General features: G+C 37.6%; 21 protein-coding genes and 2 pseudogenes. 12 read left to right on the top strand and 11 right to left on the bottom strand.

What is annotated here, in order from left to right; translation table 11 throughout:
• Positions 1–4 precede the first annotated feature (4 nt).
• From GN303_RS00230 to GN303_RS00205, 6 genes are all read left to right on the top strand, one after another.
• On the top strand, positions 5–1,717 hold the full coding sequence (locus tag GN303_RS00230) for a nitrite/sulfite reductase (RefSeq protein ID WP_231504034.1): 1,713 nt from the start codon (positions 5–7) through the stop codon (positions 1,715–1,717).
• A complete protein-coding gene (locus GN303_RS00225) occupies positions 1,704–2,189 on the top strand; it encodes a DUF934 domain-containing protein (protein ID WP_110439238.1) in 486 nt (161 codons plus the stop codon). Before GN303_RS00230 ends, GN303_RS00225 begins: the two co-directional genes overlap by 14 nt.
• A gap of 149 nt (positions 2,190–2,338) precedes the next feature.
• Positions 2,339–3,013, top strand: coding sequence for a lysophospholipid acyltransferase family protein (locus GN303_RS00220; protein ID WP_110439237.1), 675 nt, complete (start codon positions 2,339–2,341; stop codon positions 3,011–3,013).
• On the top strand, positions 3,010–4,305 hold the full coding sequence (locus GN303_RS00215; protein WP_110439236.1) for a 3-deoxy-D-manno-octulosonic acid transferase: 1,296 nt from the start codon (positions 3,010–3,012) through the stop codon (positions 4,303–4,305). The genes GN303_RS00220 and GN303_RS00215 overlap by 4 nt, the downstream gene beginning before the upstream one ends.
• A complete protein-coding gene (lpxK, locus tag GN303_RS00210; RefSeq protein ID WP_110439235.1) occupies positions 4,302–5,282 on the top strand; it encodes a tetraacyldisaccharide 4'-kinase in 981 nt (326 codons plus the stop codon). The genes GN303_RS00215 and lpxK overlap by 4 nt, the downstream gene beginning before the upstream one ends.
• A 100-nt stretch (positions 5,283–5,382) precedes the next feature.
• Positions 5,383–6,327, top strand: a complete 945-nt coding sequence (locus GN303_RS00205) for a lysophospholipid acyltransferase family protein (RefSeq protein ID WP_110439234.1) — start codon at positions 5,383–5,385, stop codon at positions 6,325–6,327.
• Here GN303_RS00205 and GN303_RS00200 read toward each other — a convergent pair.
• A complete protein-coding gene (locus GN303_RS00200; RefSeq protein WP_110439233.1) occupies positions 6,324–7,661 on the bottom strand; it encodes a penicillin-binding protein activator in 1,338 nt (445 codons plus the stop codon). The genes GN303_RS00205 and GN303_RS00200 overlap by 4 nt on opposite strands.
• Positions 7,662–7,711: 50 nt before the next feature.
• On the opposite strand from GN303_RS00200, the gene rsmI reads away from it, so the two are divergent.
• Positions 7,712–8,635 (top strand): 16S rRNA (cytidine(1402)-2'-O)-methyltransferase, encoded by a 924-nt coding sequence (rsmI, locus tag GN303_RS00195; protein ID WP_110439232.1) that lies wholly within the window; start codon positions 7,712–7,714, stop codon positions 8,633–8,635.
• Positions 8,636–8,638: 3 nt separating this feature from the next.
• Here the strand turns inward: rsmI and GN303_RS00190 are convergent, their stop codons facing one another.
• From GN303_RS00190 to GN303_RS00175, 4 genes are all read right to left on the bottom strand, one after another.
• Positions 8,639–9,292, bottom strand: a complete 654-nt coding sequence (locus GN303_RS00190; RefSeq protein ID WP_110439231.1) for a LolA family protein — start codon at positions 9,290–9,292, stop codon at positions 8,639–8,641.
• 33 nt (positions 9,293–9,325) lie between these two features.
• Positions 9,326–10,489 (bottom strand): iron-containing alcohol dehydrogenase, encoded by a 1,164-nt coding sequence (locus tag GN303_RS00185; RefSeq protein WP_231504033.1) that lies wholly within the window; start codon positions 10,487–10,489, stop codon positions 9,326–9,328.
• 90 nt (positions 10,490–10,579) lie between these two features.
• On the bottom strand, positions 10,580–11,965 hold the full coding sequence (locus GN303_RS00180) for a glutamate--cysteine ligase (protein ID WP_110439230.1): 1,386 nt from the start codon (positions 11,963–11,965) through the stop codon (positions 10,580–10,582).
• A gap of 53 nt (positions 11,966–12,018) precedes the next feature.
• Complete coding sequence (locus tag GN303_RS00175) at positions 12,019–12,753, bottom strand: RsmE family RNA methyltransferase (RefSeq protein ID WP_110439229.1); 735 nt, start codon at positions 12,751–12,753, stop codon at positions 12,019–12,021.
• Positions 12,754–12,886: 133 nt separating this feature from the next.
• On the opposite strand from GN303_RS00175, the gene ubiA reads away from it, so the two are divergent.
• Positions 12,887–13,804: a 4-hydroxybenzoate octaprenyltransferase gene (gene ubiA, locus GN303_RS00170; protein ID WP_110439228.1), complete on the top strand. Its 918-nt coding sequence runs from the start codon at positions 12,887–12,889 to the stop codon at positions 13,802–13,804.
• On the top strand, positions 13,801–14,451 hold the full coding sequence (locus tag GN303_RS00165; protein WP_110439227.1) for a class I SAM-dependent methyltransferase: 651 nt from the start codon (positions 13,801–13,803) through the stop codon (positions 14,449–14,451). Before ubiA ends, GN303_RS00165 begins: the two co-directional genes overlap by 4 nt.
• On the opposite strand, the gene GN303_RS00160 is transcribed toward GN303_RS00165, so the two are convergent.
• From GN303_RS00160 to queE, 3 genes are read right to left on the bottom strand one after another with little or no spacing between them, the layout of a single operon-like run.
• Positions 14,448–14,981, bottom strand: a complete 534-nt coding sequence (locus tag GN303_RS00160; protein WP_110439226.1) for a 6-pyruvoyl trahydropterin synthase family protein — start codon at positions 14,979–14,981, stop codon at positions 14,448–14,450. The two genes, GN303_RS00165 and GN303_RS00160, sit on opposite strands and share 4 nt — an antisense overlap.
• Positions 14,974–15,705: a 7-cyano-7-deazaguanine synthase QueC gene (gene queC, locus GN303_RS00155; RefSeq protein WP_110439225.1), complete on the bottom strand. Its 732-nt coding sequence runs from the start codon at positions 15,703–15,705 to the stop codon at positions 14,974–14,976. Before queC ends, GN303_RS00160 begins: the two co-directional genes overlap by 8 nt.
• The gene (gene queE / locus GN303_RS00150; protein WP_110439224.1) at positions 15,705–16,340 is read right to left on the bottom strand and encodes a 7-carboxy-7-deazaguanine synthase; all 636 of its coding nucleotides are present in this window, start codon (positions 16,338–16,340) and stop codon (positions 15,705–15,707) included. Before queE ends, queC begins: the two co-directional genes overlap by 1 nt.
• A 235-nt stretch (positions 16,341–16,575) precedes the next feature.
• Here queE and GN303_RS08785 point away from each other — a divergent pair.
• The 3 genes and pseudogenes from GN303_RS08785 to GN303_RS08775 all read left to right on the top strand — a co-directional run bounded on the left by GN303_RS08785 (position 16,576) and on the right by GN303_RS08775 (position 19,336).
• Positions 16,576–17,342, top strand: a pseudogene (locus tag GN303_RS08785) (LysR family transcriptional regulator).
• Between the two features lie 378 nt (positions 17,343–17,720).
• Positions 17,721–18,500, top strand: a complete 780-nt coding sequence (locus GN303_RS00140; RefSeq protein ID WP_110439223.1) for a quinone oxidoreductase family protein — start codon at positions 17,721–17,723, stop codon at positions 18,498–18,500.
• A 242-nt stretch (positions 18,501–18,742) separates the two neighbouring features.
• Positions 18,743–19,336, top strand: a pseudogene (locus GN303_RS08775) (SDR family oxidoreductase).
• A gap of 280 nt (positions 19,337–19,616) precedes the next feature.
• Here GN303_RS08775 and GN303_RS00130 read toward each other — a convergent pair.
• From GN303_RS00130 to GN303_RS00120, 3 genes are all read right to left on the bottom strand, one after another.
• On the bottom strand, positions 19,617–20,936 hold the full coding sequence (locus tag GN303_RS00130; RefSeq protein ID WP_110439222.1) for an MFS transporter: 1,320 nt from the start codon (positions 20,934–20,936) through the stop codon (positions 19,617–19,619).
• 213 nt (positions 20,937–21,149) lie between these two features.
• Entirely contained in the window at positions 21,150–21,422 is a 273-nt protein-coding gene (locus tag GN303_RS00125) for a hypothetical protein (protein WP_110439221.1), read from the bottom strand.
• Positions 21,423–21,486: 64 nt separating this feature from the next.
• Positions 21,487–21,759 carry a hypothetical protein gene (locus tag GN303_RS00120; RefSeq protein WP_110439220.1) on the bottom strand — a complete coding sequence of 91 codons (273 nt, stop codon included), beginning with the start codon at positions 21,757–21,759 and terminating at the stop codon, positions 21,487–21,489.
• Positions 21,760–21,814: the final 55 nt, after the last annotated feature.

Here is a 21,814-nt window from a genome sequence, read left to right as displayed (position 1 = left end):
ATCAATGAAACAGTTTCCATCCCATGATACCGATTCAAGCACCATGAAGGTCATTGGTCGTTATAACTATGACGAAATTGATTTTGATTTTTTAAAAGAAAGAATCAATCAATTCAGGTCACAGATTGAAAGACGGCTGAATGGTGAACTTTCTGAAGATGAATTTAAACCTTTACGATTAATGAATGGTGTATACCTTCAATTACATTCCTATATGCTTCGTGTCGCCATCCCATATGGTATTTTATCATCAAGAATGTTGCGTGGTTTGGCATATATTGCCCGTTACTACGATCGTGGATATGGTCATTTCACTACCCGTCAGAACATACAATTTCATTGGACAAAACTAGAGGAGGTCCCCGATATTCTAACGTATCTGGCATCTGTTGAAATCCATACCATCCAAACCAGTGGAAATTGTATCCGTAATATCACCAGTGATGAGTTTGCTGGTGTGGCGCAAGATGAGATCTTGGATCCCCGTATTTATGCAGAAATTATGCGTCAATGGTCAACGCTTCACCCTGAATTTTCATTTTTGCCCCGAAAGTTCAAGATTGCTATAAGTGGCTCTTCAAATGATCGTATCGCTGCTTGTTTTTATGATATTGGCATATTAACCCGTCGCAATGAACAGAATAAACCCGTTTTTGAAATCTGGGTTGGTGGTGGCCTGGGCCGCATTCCGGTTAAAGGTAAAATCATCCGTGATGACTTGCCCCCTGAACATTTGCTTGCTTATCTTGAAGCCATTATCCGTGTTTATAATCTGCATGGAAGTCGAAATAATTTATATAAATCGAGAATCAAAATTCTTGTAGAGAATCTTGGTATAGATGCTTATCGCAAACAGGTTAATAAAGAATTTGATACCATGGATTTAGAACAATACCGTTTGTCTGACGATATCATAAATTCGATTCACAAACGTTTTGGTCATCCCAATCTTGCCGATATCCCAAACGCTTCTGAAACCATGAAAAAACATCAGCAAAACAATCCGGAATTTGACCGATGGGTAAAACATAACAGCCACCCTCATTTTCATAAAGATTATATAGCAACCGTCATTTCCCTTAAAAACATCGGGGAAACACCTGGTGACATGACAGCAGATCAAATGAATGCTCTGGCCAATCTGGCGGAGGAATATTCCTTCGGGGAAATTCGTGTGACTCATTTACAAAATCTTGTCTTGGGGCATGTCAGAAAAGACCAATTATTTTTTCTATGGCAGGCTTTGCAAAAATATCGGCTGGCAATGCCAAATCAGGGATTAATTACAGATATCGTCTGCTGTCCCGGACTTGATTACTGCTCCTTGGCAAATGCGCGGTCAATCTCTGTCGCCAAGGAAATAATGTCTCTATTTCAGGATATCCGTTTACAGGAAAAAATAGGTCCCATACATATTGGAGTCGATGGATGTATCAATTCCTGTGCCCATCATCATATCATGAATATTGGTGTTTTGGGGGTCAATAAAAAGGGGGAGGAATTCTATCAAATAAAACTTGGCGGATCTTCCTATAAAGGCAGAGCCGCAATAGGTGCCATACTAGGAGCGGCACTTACTGCGGAGGAAGCGGTTGATGCCGTTCGCAGGCTAATTGATTTTTATCTTGAGCAACGTCATGAAAATGAATATTTTATTGATACTTACAACCGCCTAGGTATCAGCCCATTCAAGGAAATTGTCTATGCTACTGCTTAAAGATGGTGAAATTATTGATAACCCCTGGATTGTAATTGAAAATAATTTACCAACATCGTTACCTGATTATCCGATCCTGTCGCAAACGCTTTTATCCACTCTTGACAATATCGATAAAATTCATCAACCACTTGGTGTTTTATTGCCATGCGATCAAGATATTGAACACTTAAGACCTTATCTTGAAAAGCTCTCCCTTATTGTCCTAGAATTTCCCTCTTTTAAAGATGGCAGAGCTTTTTCACAAGCTCGCCAAATCAGAGAGCATCTAAAATTTACAGGAGAATTACGGGCAATTGGGCATATTCTTCCCGATCAATATCAATTTTTAACCAGGGTTGGTTTTACAACCATCTTGATCCCAGATAATGCCAATATAGCAAGTTGGAAAGATAATAGACAACATTTTACAATCGGTTTTCAGTCTTCCGTTTTAAAAGAGCCCAAACAGGGTTTGGTAAGAAAGCTTTAGGTCTCTTACAAGTAGCAGTATATTTTAAAATATACTGTTATCTAACTAATAAAATAAAATCTTGTTCAAATTGTACAATAACTTCCTATATCAATCATATGTAAATCTTTATCACCATCAGTTTCAAACAGCATTTTATCCATTTTCAAATGTTTGCCTCCATAAAAAAAATAATTCAAAATAGTTTAATCTTTATTTTAAGAGGTTATTTAAAACTGGCCTTACAAACAACATGTTGGCAATTTGATATTGACCCGCAAGCACGCTCTTTACTTACTTGTAGGGATGGTCAACCCGCCCTTGTCATTTTTTGGCATGAAACCCTGATCCTTTCACCACGTTTGTGGTGGTGGGCCTTACCTCAAAACCCTTATCTTACCCTATATGTACTTATTAGTAAAAATAATGATGGTCGCCTCATCAGCAAAATTGTTAATCCGTGGCGAATATGGACAGTACAAGGATCTGCCAATAAAAATGGACAAGATAAAGGTGGGGCGACCGCTTTCCGCAAACTTCTAAAATTATCCAAAGCAGGTCATCTAATCGCTATCATGCCCGATGGGCCAAGAGGCCCACGCCATCATTTACATCCAGGATTGATCAAGCTTGCCTTACTTGCCAAAACCAAAATCGTACCTGTCGGAGCTTATTGCAGCTCAATACGCCTAAACAACTGGGATAAATTGATCGTCCCCTTACCGTTCGGTAAAGGAAAAATGGTTTGTCGCACACCTATCGAGGTCACAAAGAAAAATTATGATACAATTGAAACAGAAATCATTAACCAATTACATCAAGCCAACCAGCTGGCACAATCATGAAAAACATAATTGAGGATCATTTTCTTTTATCAACCTGGACTGCATTAACGAATTGTTTGTCTCCCTTTTTACCATTTTATCTTCAAAACCGTTGCAAAAAGGGTAAAGAAATTCCCAACCGCCTTAAAGAAAGGCAAGGTTATCCTACCCTATCCAGACCTGCCGGTTCAATCATACAGTTTCATGCCGCAAGTGTTGGAGAACTTGTTTCCATTTTTTCGGTCATTCAAGCCATTCATATTCAGGATTCCAGCCAGAGTTTTTTAATTACAACAGGAACAGTTACCTCCTTTCGTATCTTAGAAAATTTCATATCGCATCATCCAATATTAGCCAGACATATTATTCATCAATTTATACCCCTCGATATTCCACAATGGATCAATCGTTTTTTAACTTATTGGCATCCATCCCTTATTGTTCTGGCAGAAAGTGAAATCTGGCCCAATCTTATCAAAGAGGCCTGCCAAAAAAAAATACCGCTTGCTTTAATCAACGGACGCCTTTCCGATCGCTCATTAAAAAACTGGAAAGTTTGTCCATCCCTTATCCAAAACATTCTATCACGTTTTCAATGGATCATTTCCCAATCTGAACATGACCAAAATAATTTTGCACATCTACAGATTACAACCGATTATTTGGGCAATTTAAAACAAACAGCACAAAAACTCCACTTTAATTCTCAAGAATTGGTCGAGTTAGAAAACTATTTTAATAATTCTCCAATCTGGCTGGCAGCATCAACCCATCCTAACGAAGAAACCCTTATTGCCAAAACGCATGCTGTATTAAGAAAAAAATGGCCCAACCTTATTACAATCATTGTACCACGCCATCCTGAACGAGGACAGGAAATCATTAATGAGATAGGAATGGTTGCCCAACGCAGTAAACATGAGCTTCCTTTTGAAAACGGTTTATGGCTCTGTGACACTTTAGGAGAGCTTGGACTATTTTACAGATTGGCTGACATTGTATTCATAGGCAACAGTCTTGATGTTGTTCATAAAGGGGGTGGACATAATCCATTTGAAGCTGCGCGATTAAATTGTACCATTGCAACTGGACCCAAAATACATAATTTCAGACAGGCTTATTATCATTTGCAGAAAGCGGTTACAATAATTCACACCATAGACGATCTGACAAACTGGGTTGATAAAATGCTGTCCAACCCACAATTGAGAAAAAAACAAGCCTGCCTGGCCTTGGAAATCATGGAACAAAAAAGCAATCTTGCTACGGATATTGGCACTCATCTTCTAAAATTAGCAAGGCAATCCATATGAAGGCTCCCTTTTTCTGGCAACAATATCCTCCCACACCAACAGCAAAAATTTTAACCCCCTTTTCGTTCATAACCTCACTTATCACCCGTTATCAAATAAACAAACCAGGATGGCATGCCCCTATTCCTGTTCTCTGTTGTGGAAATTTGACTATTGGTGGCACAGGAAAAACTACCGTAGCGCTGGAAATGGGTCATTATTGCCAACAACAATCAATTCCTTTCGCCTTTTTGACACGTGGCTATAAAAGAAAAAGCAGAATTGCAGAACCATTTATGGTTGATCTCAATCAGCATAATGCCAAAGATGTTGGTGATGAAGCCCTTTTATTGGCCCGACTTGCACCAACGTGGATTGGTGGCAATCGAGCCGCATCGGCCAAAGCAGCAATAAAGAAAAGTCCTGTAAAATTACTAATCATGGATGATGGTTTGCAAAACCCTACCCTGTATAAAGATCTATCCATCCTAGTTGTTGATGGTGTAACAGGTTTTGGAAATCAAAGACTTTTGCCTGCCGGCCCTTTACGACAACCTGTTATACAAGGGCTTAAAACAGTCAAAACCTGTATTTTTATTGGCAAAGATAAAACAGGGCTTTTACCCACGATTTCATCCCATGTACCCGTTTTCAGGGCAAATCTAACAATGAATCCTGCCATTCGACAGTTTTCTAATCAATCTGTTATCGCCTTTGCAGGCATTGGACGACCTGAAAAATTTTTTCAAACCTTAAAAGATAACCAACTTATCCTTTCAAAAACAATTTCATTTCCAGATCATCATCATTACACAAACAAAGACCTAAACAAGCTTTTATCACTTCATCGCCATTATCAATTGCCCCTGGTAACAACACCCAAGGACTATGTTAGGTTACCAGATCAATTCAGACCTTTGGCCACTCCACTAGAGGTTTGTTTGACATGGCACGATCCTGCATCTTTACAAAAGATATTCCATATGATTCATTTCTAACCAATTTATTTTTCAAGATTTCTCTATATCTTTTCTATGTAATCTTTTAGACTGTCATCCATTCCGTTTTAGTAAAATCCATTCAATAAAAATTTCCTTCATGTCCTTGCCCTTACCATCCCGTCAGATTATTTCCAATTGGTTGAAACAATGTTTATATTACGGTGAATATCTGATCGCTGAAATTTGTATTAACCTCTTACAAAAACTTTCTCCAGAACAAGCCTCCAATCTAGGTGGATGGATTTGTCAAAAAATTGGCACGAAACTTCCCGTTTCCAAAATAGCTGATAGAAATATAAAATTTGTCATGCCTGATCTCTCCTTGCAGGAAAGACAAAAAATTATAGCAGGCGTATGGGAAAATCTTGGAAGAACGGTTGGAGAATTTCCACATCTTGCTAATCTTGAACAAAATACCAAACAAGGTGCGGGCTGGGAAATCATTGGGGAAAATTATTTAATTGGACAGGCAAAGCGTAAAGGACCGGTTTTATTTGTATCAGGTCATCTTGGAAACTGGGAAATGTTGCCACCGGGGGTTGCACAATATGGGGTTCCTTTTTCTTCTTTTTTCCGTGCAGCTAGCAATCCCTATGTAAATGAGCTTATCCTTCAATTACGATATCAAGCCATGCAACAAAAAATTCCCATGTTTGCAAAGGGAGCAAAAGGGGCAAAACAAGCATTAAGACACCTTTTACAAGGAAAAAGACTTGGTGTTCTAAGTGATCAGAAGATGAATGATGGCATTCGGGTTAATTTTTTTGGAAAACCTGCAATGACCTCTTCCGCTGTTGCAAACCTGGCCCTGAAATTACGTTGTCCCATCATTCCCGGTTATGTAAAACGACTTGGACCTGCAAGACTGCGCATTATTGTCGAAACACCCATTGATTATTCGGATCTGGTCGAAAACAATATAGAAAATGTTCGAATATTAACCCAACGCATAAATGACAAAATTGAAGAATGGATAAGGAAACAACCAGAGCAATGGCTCTGGCTGCATAAAAGATGGCCAAAAGAATACTATAAACCCTAATGTGTCATACTGCCCGATGTATTATCTTTTGGAGTTGAAATCATTTTTCCTCCACCAAAGGACTGAATTTCAAAAATCTGTAAATCACGTTTTACTGTTCCATCGGGATGCAGGGCAAAAAAGCCATCAATACCATTAAATCCATCCGGTCGCGTTAGATTTTCTATTGAGAAACCACCTGGACGTTTTCTCAAACTGTTTGCCAATGCAGCTGAATCATAGGTGAAGTCCGCTAGGGGTTTTGGAGTTTGTCCATATCTTGCCATATATTGCCGGATAAATTCCTGACGTTTGACCGGATTGGGCGCGACATACCAGGCCCCTTTTAATTTTCCCAATTTACCGGCAAAAGATGACCATAAAGTAGGTCCCATAATCCTGACCTGGCTTGTAGAAACCTGCACTTCATTCATCGCATTGATAACAGACTGCAACTGTAATCCTGTATCAGCCAAAAGCAAGGCGTCAAACGGAGGTTTATCCAGTTTCAGTTTTTTTGTCTCGACCTTTTTTTCAGGTTTTGAAGGAATAAGTTCATTTTGTAAACTATCTCCATCTTCCTTGGGTCCATTCGCTGCAGTGGTATCAGTTAAATTCTGGTTTTGAGAGTTTATTTTAGCCGCTTCCGTTCTTTCATCAAAATTTGACATTGATTTCAATTTTTGTGTGATGTCAGACAGATCAGCCGCATGATACACGATTGTGGGTTGCATCAATCCCTGATCAGAGCAGCTTTTAATTAATCCATCTGCCATTGCCCGACCAAAACTGTTATCAGGTAAAAAAGCTGCAAATTTCATTCGCCCTTCATTTTTGGCTGCTTTTACCAAAGTTTCAATTTGCTGATTTTGCGTAATTCCAAAAATCCACACATTTGAAGATGCAATTGAAGCATTACTGCTATAGGAAAGAACCGGAATATTGACCGCACCAGTCACTGCTGCAACCTCTGTTGTATCCTTAGCTGTCAAGGGACCAAGAATAATGCCATCACCTGCCTCAATAGCTTTATGGGCTGCTGCAGAAGCCCCACCCGTTTCTGCCGTATCATGAACGTCAAGTGCAGAGGGTTCATCAATGGCGAGCCGGGCGGCTTTTAACATATTATTTCCCAATCCGCCATTTCTCCCCGTCAAGGGAAGAAGAAGCCCAATTTGTTTTTTGGAAGGTTGTTGCAAATTTTGAGTAGGTGTCGTAATAGGAGTATTATTATCACTATGACTAGAAGAACAAGCTGCCAGCAAGCATACAGGGATAGTGACCTTTAACAAATTTGCCATAAAAGAATTCAATTCCAAACAATTTTGTTTAAAAGGTTTTTTCTGCTCTATCAATAGTATTCTCCTTTGATTTAATCAAAATCTGATTATCAGTTATTATTAAAATGCAAAAACAAAATATTCAATCAAATATTAACACAATTCAATCAAACAGGCTTTTACATAATCGTGGCATTGAAAATAATGCTCGATTTTTTCTGGTTTCGACACCTATTGGCAATCTTGGTGACCTAAGTTTTCGTGCCAAAATGATTTTACAGGAGTGCGATTTGATTTTGTGTGAAGATACACGGGTTAGTGCAAAACTTCTATCAACCTATGGTATTACAACCCCAACCGAATGCCTGCATCAACATAATGAAACCCATCGTATCCATCATGTTTTAAATTTACTTCACCAGGGTAAAAAAATTGCATTGATTTCTGATGCTGGCACCCCTTTGGTATCTGATCCAGGATATCAACTAACACATGCTGTCATAAAAGAAAATATTAAAATTACGGCCATTCCAGGCGCAAATGCAGCTTTAATGGCATTAACTTTATCAGGACTTCCACCACATCCCTATTTATTTATTGGTTTTCCGCCACCAAAATCAACAGCTCGGCAAAATTCTTTTGCTATCTTAAAGGCAGTAGAAAATATAGGATTGACCCCAACCTATATCTGGCATGAAGCACCTCATCGATTGGTCGATATGCTAAAAGATTTGAAAGAGGTTTTTGGCGAAAATCGTGAGGCAGCCGTAGCTAGAGAATTGACAAAAAAATTCGAAGAAATTCAACGTGGTAATTTAAAATCTTTGCTTGATCAATTTTCCCAAATCTCACCAAAAGGTGAAATGATTGTATTATTGGCCCCTCCATCTTCAGAAAAAAATAACCATGATATGATAGATCTTGATGCAAATCTTATTGAGGCCTTAAAAACAATGTCCATTAAAGACGCTGCCCAAGTTGTGTCCACCGCTCTTCACTTGCCCAAAAAAATTGTTTATAAACGTGCGCTTGAACTGCAAAAAATATAATCCTTATTCATCATCCTTAAAATGAATGTTAAATAACTCATCAGAAACAGATTTTTTAGGATGAAGGTCATACAGGTCAACTTTGGTAACCTGACCCTGCGCATCAACGACCTCCCATCCTCTTAAAACCATATAATTTTGATTGAATATCAACGTTAAGCTTCCCTCTGAAGGAGAGGCCGTCCTGACAACCTTGACCTGAATTAAACCATTTTCCTTTTCATATTTAACAATCGTGACATCTCCGGAAAAATGAAGATCCGGCTTTAATAACAGTCCTAATGGATTTTGATCAATTGGAATGGTTGTTGTTTGACCAACAGCTCCATCATGAAAAACCATTTTTCCTTCATTCGCTACCAACAATAATTGACTGGGTTTATCATATTCAAACCTGATCCGCCCTGGACGCTTGATCCAAACCTGTCCAGTGCTTCGTTGACCATTCGGGGCAATCTGCTGAAAATTGGCTTTCATTATTGTCAGATTGTTGATCCAATTTTCCAACTGCTGAATGTTATTTAGCTGCTTGGACGTCAGTGTCACACCCGTCATTGCATTCCCTGTCTTATCCTGAGCAAGAGCAAGATTTCTTAAACCCACCATTTCCAAAACGGCAATAAAACAGCAAATGGAAACAACTTTCAACAATCGCATGGCCAAACCCTTTCAGCAGAAATGTAATTATTGTTAAAGACTTGCCTGCACAATACGATAACTTACATCAGGTGTAATATTTTTTCTTTCCCCCAATGCGGTCATATGATGTCTCTTTAATTGCTCAATTACCTTTTCCGCAGCATTATTATCAATATCATATTCGTGTAAATAGGTTTTTACACCAAAACTTTCAAAAAATTCCCTTGTTTTGCTGATTGCTTCATCAATAATCTTTTCATCACTATATCCTGTTAATCCCCATACCCTCTTACCATATTGAAGAAGTTTTTCACGTTTATCTTGACGCATTTCCTCTAATAAGGATGGGAGTACAATCGCCAAAGTCTGCCCATGATCAAGACCATACAAAATTGTCAATTCATGTCCAATCATATGAGTGGACCAATCTTCCGGAACCCCTGCGGCAATCAAGCCATTTAGGGCCATTGTTGCTGCCCATACAAAATTTGCGCGAGATTCATAATCCTCTGGATTATTATAGGTCTTTGGACCCTCTTCAATTAAAGTTAACAAAATCCCTTCAGCAAAACGATCTTGAATGGATCCATTAACTGGATAAGTCAAATATTGTTCTGTAGTATGGACAAAAGCATCAATAATTCCGTTTGCAACTTGCTTTTTCGGTAAACTGAATGTTTTCGTTGGATCCAGAATAGAAAATACAGGATATAAAAGCTCGTTTTTAATCGGCAATTTATCTTCTGTTGTCTTCCGTGAGATAACAGCATTACTGTTCATTTCCGAACCTGTTGCCGGTAAGGTCAAAACAAATCCGAAAGGAACAATCTGCTGAATATCTTTTCCACCATCAAGTACCAATTTCCAAGGATCATCCTTGCAATGTACTGCCCCGGCGATAAATTTGGTCCCGTCCATGACAGATCCTCCGCCAACGCCCAATATAAAATCAAAATTTTCCTGACGAATTTTCTCAACAGCTTTCATGAGAGTTTCAAAAATAGGATTGGCTTCTATTCCTTCAAAAATCTCGACATGACGACCATCCAATGCCTTTTGTACCTCAGCAAGGGTTCCATTTTTGCGAACACTGCCCCCTCCTATAGTAATTAGTACTTTTGCATTTTTAGGAATTAAGCTGTTCAATTTTTCAATTGTATTTTGTCCGAAAACGATACGTGTTGGATTATAAAATTCAAAATTTTGAATCGACATGACTAAATTCCTTTTATAAAATCAATTTATTAATTTACAATATTCAACCTTAATGACTCAAAGAACAATAAAATTAATTTTTTATCTTCCCTAAATCATAGACTCTTTCATAATTCGCCTTACATCTCCCCCCCAAACCGTTTCATAACGGTGTAACCAATATTCAGACTGGGTTGGACCTCCCTCAGCAATTTCAAATAGGGGAATCAGATACTTGGTTTCATCATCATCATTCTCATCCTTAAAATTGCGATTTTTCAATCCTTGTTGAGCCAACTGAAGAAGACGCTTCATAAATTCCCTAAGGTTTTCTCTACCGATTGATGCTGACAATCCCTGTCCGATCACTTTATTTCTTAAAGCTTTATAGACAGACCATTCCTGTTCCCTGACCAGTTTTTCCACAGCCAGCAACGTTGAAGAATCATACAATAATCCCGTCCAGAAAGCCGACATTGCAATCATCATTTCCCTTGATCCTGCATCCGCACCCCGCATTTCAAGATATTGTTTCAAACGGACATCGGGAAAAGCGACTGTTATATGGTTTTTAAAATCTCCCATGGTCAGTTTCTCATGCTCCAAACCCGCAGGTGTTCTACCCTGTATCCATGCCCGAAAAGATGCCCCAGAAACATCAATCATCTTACCATGACGAATGACAAAATACATCGGCACATCCAACAGCCACTCGATATAGTGTTCGAAACCAAAATGATCGTCAAAAAAAACATCGGGCATACCTGCACGCTGATTATCCGTATCTGTCCAGATATATGCACGCATTGACTGCAACCCGCTCGGTTTTCCTTCATAAAAGGGTGAATTTGCAAATAGAGCGGTAAATATGGGCTGTAAAGCCAAAGATACACGCATTTTACGTGCCATGTCTTTTTCTGAAGAAAAATCCAGGTTGACCTGAACTGTACAAGTTCTTGTCATCATATCCAGGCCAAGTTTTCCAACCTTTGGCATATAGGCTTTCATAATTTCATATCGCTTTTTGGGCATCCAGGGCATTTGGTCACGTCGTGCAAACGGATGAAATCCCAAAGGAGAAAATCCCAATGCCAAAGAGTCAGCAGCACGATGCATATCCTGAAAATGCAAATCCATTTCCCGGCGCGTTTCATGCAAAGTTTCAACAGGCGCCCCAGATAGCTCAAATTGTCCAGCCGGTTCAAGGGAAATCGCACCCCTGTCACCATTAAATCCGATAAGGTTATTCATATCGTAAAGCGGCTGCCAGCTTTCATGCTGATCTTGAATATTTTTTAAAACATCCTCTATTCCATCCGGTTTATAAGCGGGAGGGAATAAATAATCACGATCATTCTGAGAATTAATGAATCCAAATTTTTCATGCTCAGTACCAATACGCCAATTTTGAACAGGTTTACATCCACCGGCCAAATAATCAGCCAATTGTTTTACGGAAGTTACTAGAGTCTGATCATGATCAATTAAACTGGACATATACAATCTATCTACATTTACATTTTTAAAAAAGAAGTAATTATTATACTATATTAAGCTTTTACATAAGGAAATAATTTTGCAAGTCCTGCAGCAATAGCTGTTTCCGCTTTTAAAACAAGATTTCCCAAGGATATAGGAAGTATAAATTTATAGGAAAGTAATTTTTCGATTTCACATTCATCAAACCCTCCTTCGGGACCAATAAGGAGCCCTTCGTTTCCATTATATAATGGTTGAAAAGTTGCATCAATCTTTCTTTCATTTCCACGCTCTAGCGCTATCAGCAAAGGCTTGTCCTGTGGCCAAACATCACAAATTTCGAATAGGGAACAAAGTGACCTTATTTCGGGAATGGTCAAACGGTTACTTTGTTCTGCAGCCTCTTTGGCGATAGCCAGTAACCTTTTATCTTTAATTCTTTGACTGTTTGTTCGCAATGTCTGAACAGGCTGAATAATTCTGACCCCCAATTCAGTCGCCATACGAACAGCCAAATCTGTTGCATCTCGTTTCAAGGGTGCAAAAAGCAAGGTTGGTCCATGAGCAAGAATGGGTAACCTTACCTGCTCCAACAGATGAACAACCCCTTTGTTTTTGGATATATGCTCTATTTCACCAATCCACTCTCCATCTCGGTTATTAAACAAAATAACCCTGCCACCTTTTTTCAACCGTAAAACATTTCCTAGATAATGAGCAATCGTAGCAGATAAATAACAAGGTTCATTTGCAACCAATGTTATAGATTGATCTAAATCAATATAGATACGCGGTACAAAAGACATTCATTCCACCGTTCTGTAACAAAATATTCAAACAATCTTTTTCTAGTAAAAAAACAGTTTTATACTATAAAATCCATAAAGCTTTTACGCCATCCTCGATATTCAGGCACAAATTTACCTTTTGGAATTAACTGTGAATCAAAAATCATCATATTCTGATATCAATTTATCAAGTTGGATTAATTTTTTACCGTCTTCCTTAAAACCTTATGTCATCTTATCCAGACTGGATCGCCCGATTGGAAACTGGCTTCTCTTTATCCCGGGGTTATGGGGAATCCTATTACCCCATCAAATCAATTGGGCAATACGCTTAAAACTCATATTTCTTTTTGCGCTGGGCAGTATCATCATGCGCAGCGCCGGTTGTGTTGTAAATGATATATGGGATCGTGATTTTGACCGTCAGGTTGCCAGAACACAACAAAGACCCCTTGCAAATAATACAATTTCCCTAAAAAAAGCAGTTTGTTTTTTACTTGTTCTCTTGACTCTTGGTTTTCTCATTCTATTACAGCTAAATCCGCTTTCATGGCTTTTGGGCGCTTCCTCCCTAATTCTTGTTGCTCTCTATCCTGGTGCAAAAAGAATTTTTGCCTGGCCACAACTTGTTCTGGGATTTACATTTGGATTTGGTGCCCCCCTTGGATATACCGCCGCTACAGGCTGTTTATCCTGGTCCCAATTTGCATTATATGCCGCAACTATTTTTTGGCAAATCGGTTTTGATACTATTTACGGATATCAAGATATAGAAGATGATCAACGAATTGGTGTCAAATCAACCGCCCGATGGGCCGGGGAGGCAGGAAAGATTTTCGTGAGTACAAATTATGGCTTTTGTATCATAATGTTATTGATTGCCATGATTTTAAATCAGAATAGCTGGGTTTCTTTCTGTGCCCTTCTCTTACCCTTGAGCCATTTTATATGGCAGCTTAAAAACTTTGACTTATGCAACCCAACCTGTTGCCTAATATTGTTCAAATCCAATCGTGATGCCGGTATATTGATCGCCCTGGCTTTATTAATGGGAAATATTTTTCAATGAATCCGGCACTATTCCAAAAATTTATTTCCGATTATACCATTTTAAAAGAAGTTGATTTTGTTCCGGAAATTTCACTTTATCAAGCCAGTGATATTACACCTATTTGGCAAGCGACTGAAAACTGGCTTGCCGAGCAAAATATTGAACCGCCTTTCTGGGCTTTTGCTTGGCCTGGGGGAAAAGCTCTCGCACGGTATATTATAGATCATCCTCAATTTGTTAAACAGAAAAAAGTCCTGGATTTTGCAGCAGGATGTGGAATTGCCGCCATTGCAGCGGGCAAAAACAACGCGCAATTTATTGAAGTCGCAGATATTGACCCTCTGGCACAGCAAGCGTGTGCATCAAATGCAAAGGCCAATCATATTCTTCTAGATAAAAATTCCAAAAATATTGTTGGACTACCCTGTCAATGGGATCTGATTCTTTGTGGTGACGTTTGTTATGAAGCCCCAATGACTAGGCATATCTGGCCCTGGCTAAAAAAATGTGCCGCCACCGGTGCACAGGTCATTATTGCAGATCCTGGACGTAATTATTTACCCAAAGAAGAACTTTTCCCTATTCATGAATATAATATTCCGACAACAATGGAACTGGAAGATTGTACCAGTCGTCACACGATATTATATCAACTCACCCTCTAGATTTCCAAATCAGAAATTGACATATCCGGCCGTTCCCACCAATGACCTTGTCCATTTTTCGATTGGGGAACAAAATCAAAAGGATTGCCCGAAAAACTGACCGTATTTGTCGGGGTTTCCTTGATATCGATTTTAAAACAATATAAGCCGGTTTTTTCTGCATCCAAAATTGTATTGACCTTGATCATTAATAAACAAGCCATTAATTCAGTTGTTGGATCACCTGGTGTCACGACTAAATGCCTTACACGTTTTGGTTCATTTTTGATAAACCAAGGCAAAAGGGGATCATCTTCTGAAAGCTGAAAAGAATGATCTATGGAACCATCCACAAATTGATGCCATTTCTTTTTTGCATAATAGAAAGGAAGGACCATATTTGCAGAACCATCCAGTCTTTCCGCTTCATGAGCCTTTAAATAAACGCTCACCTCTTCATTATGCCCATGCGGTGTGGCACAAATATCTCCAGCCCCGTGAATCAAACGATGCCCCATAGAATAACGACGAGTAAAAACCAAATCAAACACCAAACATTTCCTTTTGCCGCAAATAGGTCTCCCATCCAGCCTGACGTAATTCGCAGGCAGGACAATGACCACAACCATATCCCCATTCATGATAATGGGTACGATCGCCCAAATAACAACTATGCGTTTCCTTATTGATTAATTCAATAAGTGAATCATTTCCCAAAATTGCAGCCAATTTCCATTCTGCAGCCTTGTCAAGCCACATTAATGGTGTATGCAAAACAAATCGCGTATTCATTCCCAGATTAAGCGCAACCTGCAAAGCTTTTAACGTATCGTCCCGACAATCAGGATATCCTGAAAAATCTGTTTCACACATACCACCAACCAAATGCCGCAAATTTCTTCTGTTTGCAATAATCGCGGCATAAGTTAAAAAAAGTAAATTCCTTCCAGGAACAAAGGTCGAAGGTAATCCCTGCCTATTCCATTCAATTTCGGTTTCCCGCGTTAAGGATGTATCAGAAATCGCTCCCAAATCTGATAATTTCAAAATATGATCCTCTCCAAGACGCTCTTTCCATTCCGGTTGAATATTCAAGATCTTTTCGCGAATTACCGAACGGCATTCCATTTCTACAAAATGACGTTGTCCATAATCAAATCCTAGCGTCTCGACAATTGAGAAATGTGTCAAAGCCCAGGCCAAACAGGTTGTTGAATCCTGGCCTCCCGAAAATAAAACCAGGGCCCCTTCTGAAAAATCTGCTGTTTTTTTCATTATGGAATTCCTATTAATTTATGTGTTTGCAATGAAAGATACCATTTTGGGTGATCCTGACAGTATTGGATTGCCTGACGCAAATGTTTATCTCTCTGCTCATCATCCCTAGGCTGCAAACGAAAACTCTTAAAAGATAATGATTCAAATTTCTGGGGATTCATCGCTTCTTGTGGATACACTAATTTCAATTCATCCCCATGCATTTGCATTAGGGCAGCCCCTTGTTTGGGACTTACACAAATCCAATCCACCCCTTTTGGTACAAGCATCGTTCCATTTGTCTCAACAGCAATAAAAAAACCTTTTTTCTTCAGAACATCAATCAAGGATTTATCTAGCTGCAACAAAGGTTCCCCTCCGGTAAAAACAACAAAACGATAGGAAGTATCCCTTTCTCCCCAATGTTTTTCAATAGCTATGGCCAACGAATTTGCATCTTCAAATCGTCCACCACCAGAACCATCCATTCCGACAAAATCTGTATCACAAAACTGACAAATCGCAGTAGCTCGGTCTTTTTCCTGTCCGGACCACAAGTTACAACCGGAGAAACGGCAAAAAACCGCTGTCCTGCCTGCAAAATAGCCTTCTCCCTGCAAGGTAAGAAAAATTTCTTTTACTGCATAGCTCATTATCTTAATTTCAAAACTGTTCAAACAATCAATGAAGTATTCTAGTACCATATAATTTTTTATCTTTTAAAGATAAAATTTATTACAGGTTTTCCTTGTATACAAAATTTGAAATTGTTTCGAATGGAAATTCGAATACACTATATATATGAAATAATTCTTTAATTTCTAACCAAACTTTAAAATTTATTCTTCAATTTAATATTCTTATTTTTTTCAAACCTCTGACAATAAAATGAAAAAAACGACACTTAATGCATTGCAATCATTTTTGGCCGTAGCACGAAATAAAAGCTTTACAAAAGCTGCAGCTGAATTAGGAATAACTCCATCAGCTTTAAGCCATATAATCAAAGATCTTGAAGAACAACTTGGTTTACGATTACTTGCCAGAACGACACGCAATGTTTCTCCAACCAAAATTGGTGAACAATTAATAACATCGGTTGGATTTCATTTAAATCAAATAAATTTGGAACTTGAAAAGCTCAATGAATTACGTGGTAAACCAGTAGGTACTATAAGAATAACTTGTACTGATGATTCTATTGAAATGTGTCTAAGACCTCTTTTAAAAGATTTTTTTATACAATACCCTGATATTATCTTAGAATTACATATCAATTATGAATTTATAAATATTATAGAACATAAATTTGATGCCGGTATTCGTCTTGTAAATTCCATAGACAAAGATATGATTGCTGTTCGTATAGGAACCGGCGCATGGCTGTAGTCGGGTCTCCTGATTATTTTCAACAAAATTCATTTCCAACAACCCCATATGAATTGATCCATCATAAATGCATCAATATTCGACATAATAATTCCGGAAACATTTATGCCTGGGAATTCAGAAAACATAATGAAAAATTCACGGTCAAAGTTAATGGGCCTCTCATTTTAAATAGCAGTTTACAAATGTTAAATAGTGCCCTTGATGGAATAGGTTTGGCCTTTATTCCCCAACTACTTGCTGCACCTTATTTACACAATGGTTAATTACAAGAGACATTGAATGATTGGTGCCCTGTTTTCCAAGGATTTCACCTATATTATCCCAATCGTAGAAATATGTCGTTAGCCTTTTCTAATTTTATTCAAGCTATTCGATATAGAGATTAAATCAATTTCTATTAACAGTTTACTTGAAAAATTTGAATCAATATCAAGAAATTCATACAGATGATCTTGAAATTCAATATTTTTATTTGTGATTTTTTCTCATAACCACATAAAACTTATTAAATCTAATCACGTTAATCTATTCCCTTTGTAATTAAATCCATCCGCAATTTTTAAATCATCCATTCTGTTGATTTTATTAAAAAATATACAACACGAATTGAAAATACATTTACAAATCTAGGAATACAGATAATGAAAGCCATACAAATTCATAATTATGGTAACCCAAATGTTTTAAATTATGAAGAGATACCTATTGTTCATCCCAAAGCTGGAGAGGTTCTTATCCATAATCGAGCAATTGGAGTCAATTTTGTCGATATTTATTTAAGAAAAGGGATTTTTAATACACCACTTCCATTTATTCCAGGTAAAGAGGGGGCTGGCGATATTATTGCCATTGGTGAGGGAGTAAAAGATTTTTCCGTTGGGGATCGAGTAGCTTATATCGAAACCTTGGGTGCTTATGCAGAACAAACAATTGTTCCTGTACATTTTCTTATACCCTTGCCTGATAACATCTCTTATGAAATCGCAGCCGCATCCTTACTCAAAGGATTAACAGCCCGGTTTTTAATCCGACAAACCTTTCAAGTTAAAGCCATCACTCATGGTCAGAGATGCCATGTTGTTTATGATAGTATTGGTAAAATGACCTTTCCTGGTTCACTGGATTGCCTGCGTCCTTTTGGTTGTTTTGTTAGTTTTGGTTTTTCTTCAGGACTTATTCCGCCTTTTGATATTCTAACTTTATTAGAAAAAGGATCGCTTTATGCAACTTGGCCTGGCTTAACAACATATCTTTCCAAACGTTCCGACGTGCTTTCCATGAGTAAAGAGTTTTTTGATATTATTTCGAATAATATTATAAAAATTCAATCACCTCTTCAGTTATCTTTGGAACACGCTACTGAAGCCCATCAGAAACTTGAATCACGCAAGCTCACAAAAGACACTGTAATGATTCCCTAAACAAAAGAATAAATAATAATTTTCATTAAATTACTACTAAAAAAGAAATTAAAAAATGACTATAAATCAAAATAAACGTTTTACTGATAAAGTTACCTTTATTACAGGTGCCACAGAAGGTATTGGTTAAGGCCACAGCCCTAGCTTTTGCAAGAGAAGGAGCAAATATAATTTTAGTGGATCTGGACGAAATTAGGTTGTAGAAAACCGTAAACCTTATTGAAAAAATTGGGCAACATGCCTTGGCTATTACTGCTGATGTAAGAAATAGCCAACAGATAAAAAATACTGTCGAACGTGCAGTTGCCACGTTTGGCCATATTGATCTAGCATTTAATAATGCTGATGTTGAACAACCTGTTGAACCGATTGGTGAGGTTATAGAAGACAATTGGTACCATTATATTAATATAAACCTAAATGATGTTTTCTTATATATGAAATATCTTATTCCTGTTAAGCTTAGGAACGGTGGTGGATCAATCGTTAATACTTCTTCCAGTGCAGGCATTATTGGTATTAAAGGGCAAGCTGCTTATGCCGCGACTAAATTTGGTATTATGGGTCTTACCAAATGTGCCGCACTTGATTATGCAAAATCAAACATTCGGATCAATGCCATTTGTTTTGGTATTATTGACACGCCAATGATTGAGCGATTCAGTGGTGGTACGCCTGAAGGAAAAGCTCGTGTAATTGCTTAAGAACCTATTGGCCGTCTTGGTAGACCTGAGGAAATCGCTGCTGCTGTATTATGGCTTGATTCCAAAGAAGCAACCTTTACTACTGGTTATGCCATGATTGTGGATGGTGGTCAGACTATTGGTATCAATTAAATATAATTGATTTTGTAAATCCTTATTTATAAAATTAAATAAAAAAAATTTAAAACACTATTTTATTGCCTGTAAATAAAATATCTATTTCAAAAAAAAGTAATTTTACGAAACTCAAAGGCAAAACGGCTATTGTTACGGGAGCGGCCTTGTTTCTAGCGTTTTCTGACTCAAATTATATATCTGGCCAGACATTAAATATTGATAACGAGAATTGTATAAATTAATTACAAAAAAACTGTCAGAATAAATATTACTGACAGTTTTGTTTTATCATAATCTAATTTTCCAAAATAATCTGATCATATTCTGATTCAGTTCCATTTTCTCGAAATTTGATCCTGTCCTCTTTTGAAGGCTGTTTCACTTTAATCAATAACGTTAATAAGGCGGCAAAAACATATAGTCCCATATAAATTCCGATTGCTCCCCCAACCCCCAAGAAAGGTACCGCTGTAGTGGCAATAGCCGGTCCAAGAAAATTGCTCAATCCGGCTGACAAATTATATATTGAAACTGCCGCCCCTTTATGATGCGGTTCCAAAGTTGTAAAAATAGCAGTCATAGGCATAAAAGAAGCAACCGTAATCCCAAATAAAATTGCCGGTATCATTGCCATCCAAATATTATGACCATATGTTATTGGAATGTAATAAAAACTGAAACAGGCAAAAACACCACCAATGCAACCAACCCAGCGTACTTGCCGTAACCAACCAATATAATCTGCCAAAATACCCCATAAAATATTTGTAAAAATCGTAACAAACAAAAATAGTGTCCAGATATTTTGCCATTCAGTTTTAGAAAATCCCAATCCATGATCCTGGGATGTTTTTCCAACTAAAAACCAAGGCATTACAACAGCAAATCCAAATAAAGGTGTCGTATTAATGATACGAACCAGCGCAGCCATAGATATATTCTTGTTTCTGAATAAGATGGTAATTGCCTGACCTAATTCAGCTGTTTTCTCTTTAAAAGTCAGATTGGCTTTTTCCCTGTTGGTCCTTGCATTATGCAACGTAATTAATGCAATCAGTCCACCGACAATAACCCAACCCAAAGACATCCATAAAGTATTGTATTCCCCAATCACCGGATTTATAAATCCTGGCAAAAAACCACCTATAACACCAAATCCAACAGAATATGCCGCCCAAAACCATCCCATTGCATTAGAAATTTGCAATTTATCAACATTGTAAATAACAAGTACAACAAAAGAATATAAAAACAAAGGATAGCCAAGTCCTCGAATGCCATAAAAAATCACCATCATCCAATAATTGTGATAGGTGAGACCAAATATCATGAAGAATATATGCATGGCTACCCAAATGGCAAATCCTGCAAACATCGCTTTTTGTGGAGTAATAATTTCCGCAACAACCCCAGAACACCATGCGGACAAGGCAACCATTAACCCATAGACAGTAAAGACAAAACCTGATTGTGCTTCAGAAAATCCTATATCAGTTATATATTTTGATAAAAAAGCGGCCTCAAATCCATCACCGGCCATAAATATCGCGATTGCAATATATCCCCAAATCAAAGGAACCGTCATAAAACCAAATAAAGGCTTTTCTGTATTCATAAAAATAATCCTTTATCCATAAGGTTAAAGAATTATTATCTTTAATATTTATAATTATTATCAATTCAATTTATTGTTATTATAGATTTACTTTCCTTATTTTCCACATATATTTGCCAATACTTTTTTATAATAATTTAAATATTTAAACGTTATATTGCTTTGCTATTTATTAGATATACAAAGCAATATAATCAAGAATTCATATGATAATCAGAATTGTATTGCGGTTATACAAGCTATCGCACCAAAAACAATACCTGGAGCGTTTGAGATTGCCACGGGCCAGTCTTTGATTTTAACAGCGTACCAAACCCATAATGCACCATTTACAGCAGCCACAGCCGGTTGATAGGGAGGTGTAATTTGACCATGAAGATTATCAATAATCTGAAAAACATATGAAACATACATACAACATGCCGTTATGGTGGCTATCCAACCCACAATATGAATGTATTTGGGAATTTGATCTTTTTCTAACATTTTTGTTCTTTACCTTAGAATTATTGCAAGTTTTCTATTACGAAAATTAGTTCGAAAAATTATTTTATTGATAAAACAATGCAGTAATCGCAGCGATAATTCCAAATAAAATTCCAGGAGCATTCGCGATCGCTACGGGCCAGTTTTTGACACGTACAGCATACCATACCCACAGTATACAGTTTACGGCAGCCACAGCGGGCTGATAAGGTGGAGTTGGATGACCATTAAGATTATTGATAATTTGAGGAATATAAGATACATACATAAAACATGCCGTAAGAATTCCGATTGTGCTTACAATATGTAAATATGTGGGAATTCGTGTATTGGTCATTTTGCAACTTTCTTAATAATAAGTTTAGAATTGTATCGTAGTATTCACCTTTATA

Source organism: Commensalibacter melissae, from assembly GCF_009734185.1.
Taxonomy (GTDB): domain Bacteria; phylum Pseudomonadota; class Alphaproteobacteria; order Acetobacterales; family Acetobacteraceae; genus Commensalibacter; species Commensalibacter melissae.
The sequence above is the reverse complement of the archived record's forward strand: the minus strand, read 5'-3'. Positions and strand labels throughout refer to the sequence as shown.

Coding starts and splice junctions, on each gene's coding strand:
- GN303_RS00215 (WP_110439236.1), top strand. CDS start 3,010: ATGAAAAACATAATTGAGGATCATTTTCTTTTATCAACCTGGACTGCA.
- GN303_RS00225 (WP_110439238.1), top strand. CDS start 1,704: ATGCTACTGCTTAAAGATGGTGAAATTATTGATAACCCCTGGATTGTA.
- GN303_RS00130 (WP_110439222.1), bottom strand. CDS start 20,936: ATGAATACAGAAAAGCCTTTATTTGGTTTTATGACGGTTCCTTTGATT.
- GN303_RS00230 (WP_231504034.1), top strand. CDS start 5: ATGAAACAGTTTCCATCCCATGATACCGATTCAAGCACCATGAAGGTC.
- GN303_RS00120 (WP_110439220.1), bottom strand. CDS start 21,759: ATGACCAATACACGAATTCCCACATATTTACATATTGTAAGCACAATC.
- rsmI (WP_110439232.1), top strand. CDS start 7,712: ATGCAAAAACAAAATATTCAATCAAATATTAACACAATTCAATCAAAC.
- lpxK (WP_110439235.1), top strand. CDS start 4,302: ATGAAGGCTCCCTTTTTCTGGCAACAATATCCTCCCACACCAACAGCA.
- queE (WP_110439224.1), bottom strand. CDS start 16,340: ATGAGCTATGCAGTAAAAGAAATTTTTCTTACCTTGCAGGGAGAAGGC.
- GN303_RS00125 (WP_110439221.1), bottom strand. CDS start 21,422: ATGTTAGAAAAAGATCAAATTCCCAAATACATTCATATTGTGGGTTGG.
- GN303_RS00180 (WP_110439230.1), bottom strand. CDS start 11,965: ATGTCCAGTTTAATTGATCATGATCAGACTCTAGTAACTTCCGTAAAA.
- queC (WP_110439225.1), bottom strand. CDS start 15,705: ATGAAAAAAACAGCAGATTTTTCAGAAGGGGCCCTGGTTTTATTTTCG.
- GN303_RS00220 (WP_110439237.1), top strand. CDS start 2,339: ATGTTTGCCTCCATAAAAAAAATAATTCAAAATAGTTTAATCTTTATT.
- GN303_RS00165 (WP_110439227.1), top strand. CDS start 13,801: ATGAATCCGGCACTATTCCAAAAATTTATTTCCGATTATACCATTTTA.
- GN303_RS00190 (WP_110439231.1), bottom strand. CDS start 9,292: ATGCGATTGTTGAAAGTTGTTTCCATTTGCTGTTTTATTGCCGTTTTG.
- GN303_RS00185 (WP_231504033.1), bottom strand. CDS start 10,489: ATGTCGATTCAAAATTTTGAATTTTATAATCCAACACGTATCGTTTTC.
- GN303_RS00205 (WP_110439234.1), top strand. CDS start 5,383: ATGTCCTTGCCCTTACCATCCCGTCAGATTATTTCCAATTGGTTGAAA.
- GN303_RS00175 (WP_110439229.1), bottom strand. CDS start 12,753: ATGTCTTTTGTACCGCGTATCTATATTGATTTAGATCAATCTATAACA.
- GN303_RS00140 (WP_110439223.1), top strand. CDS start 17,721: ATGAAAGCCATACAAATTCATAATTATGGTAACCCAAATGTTTTAAAT.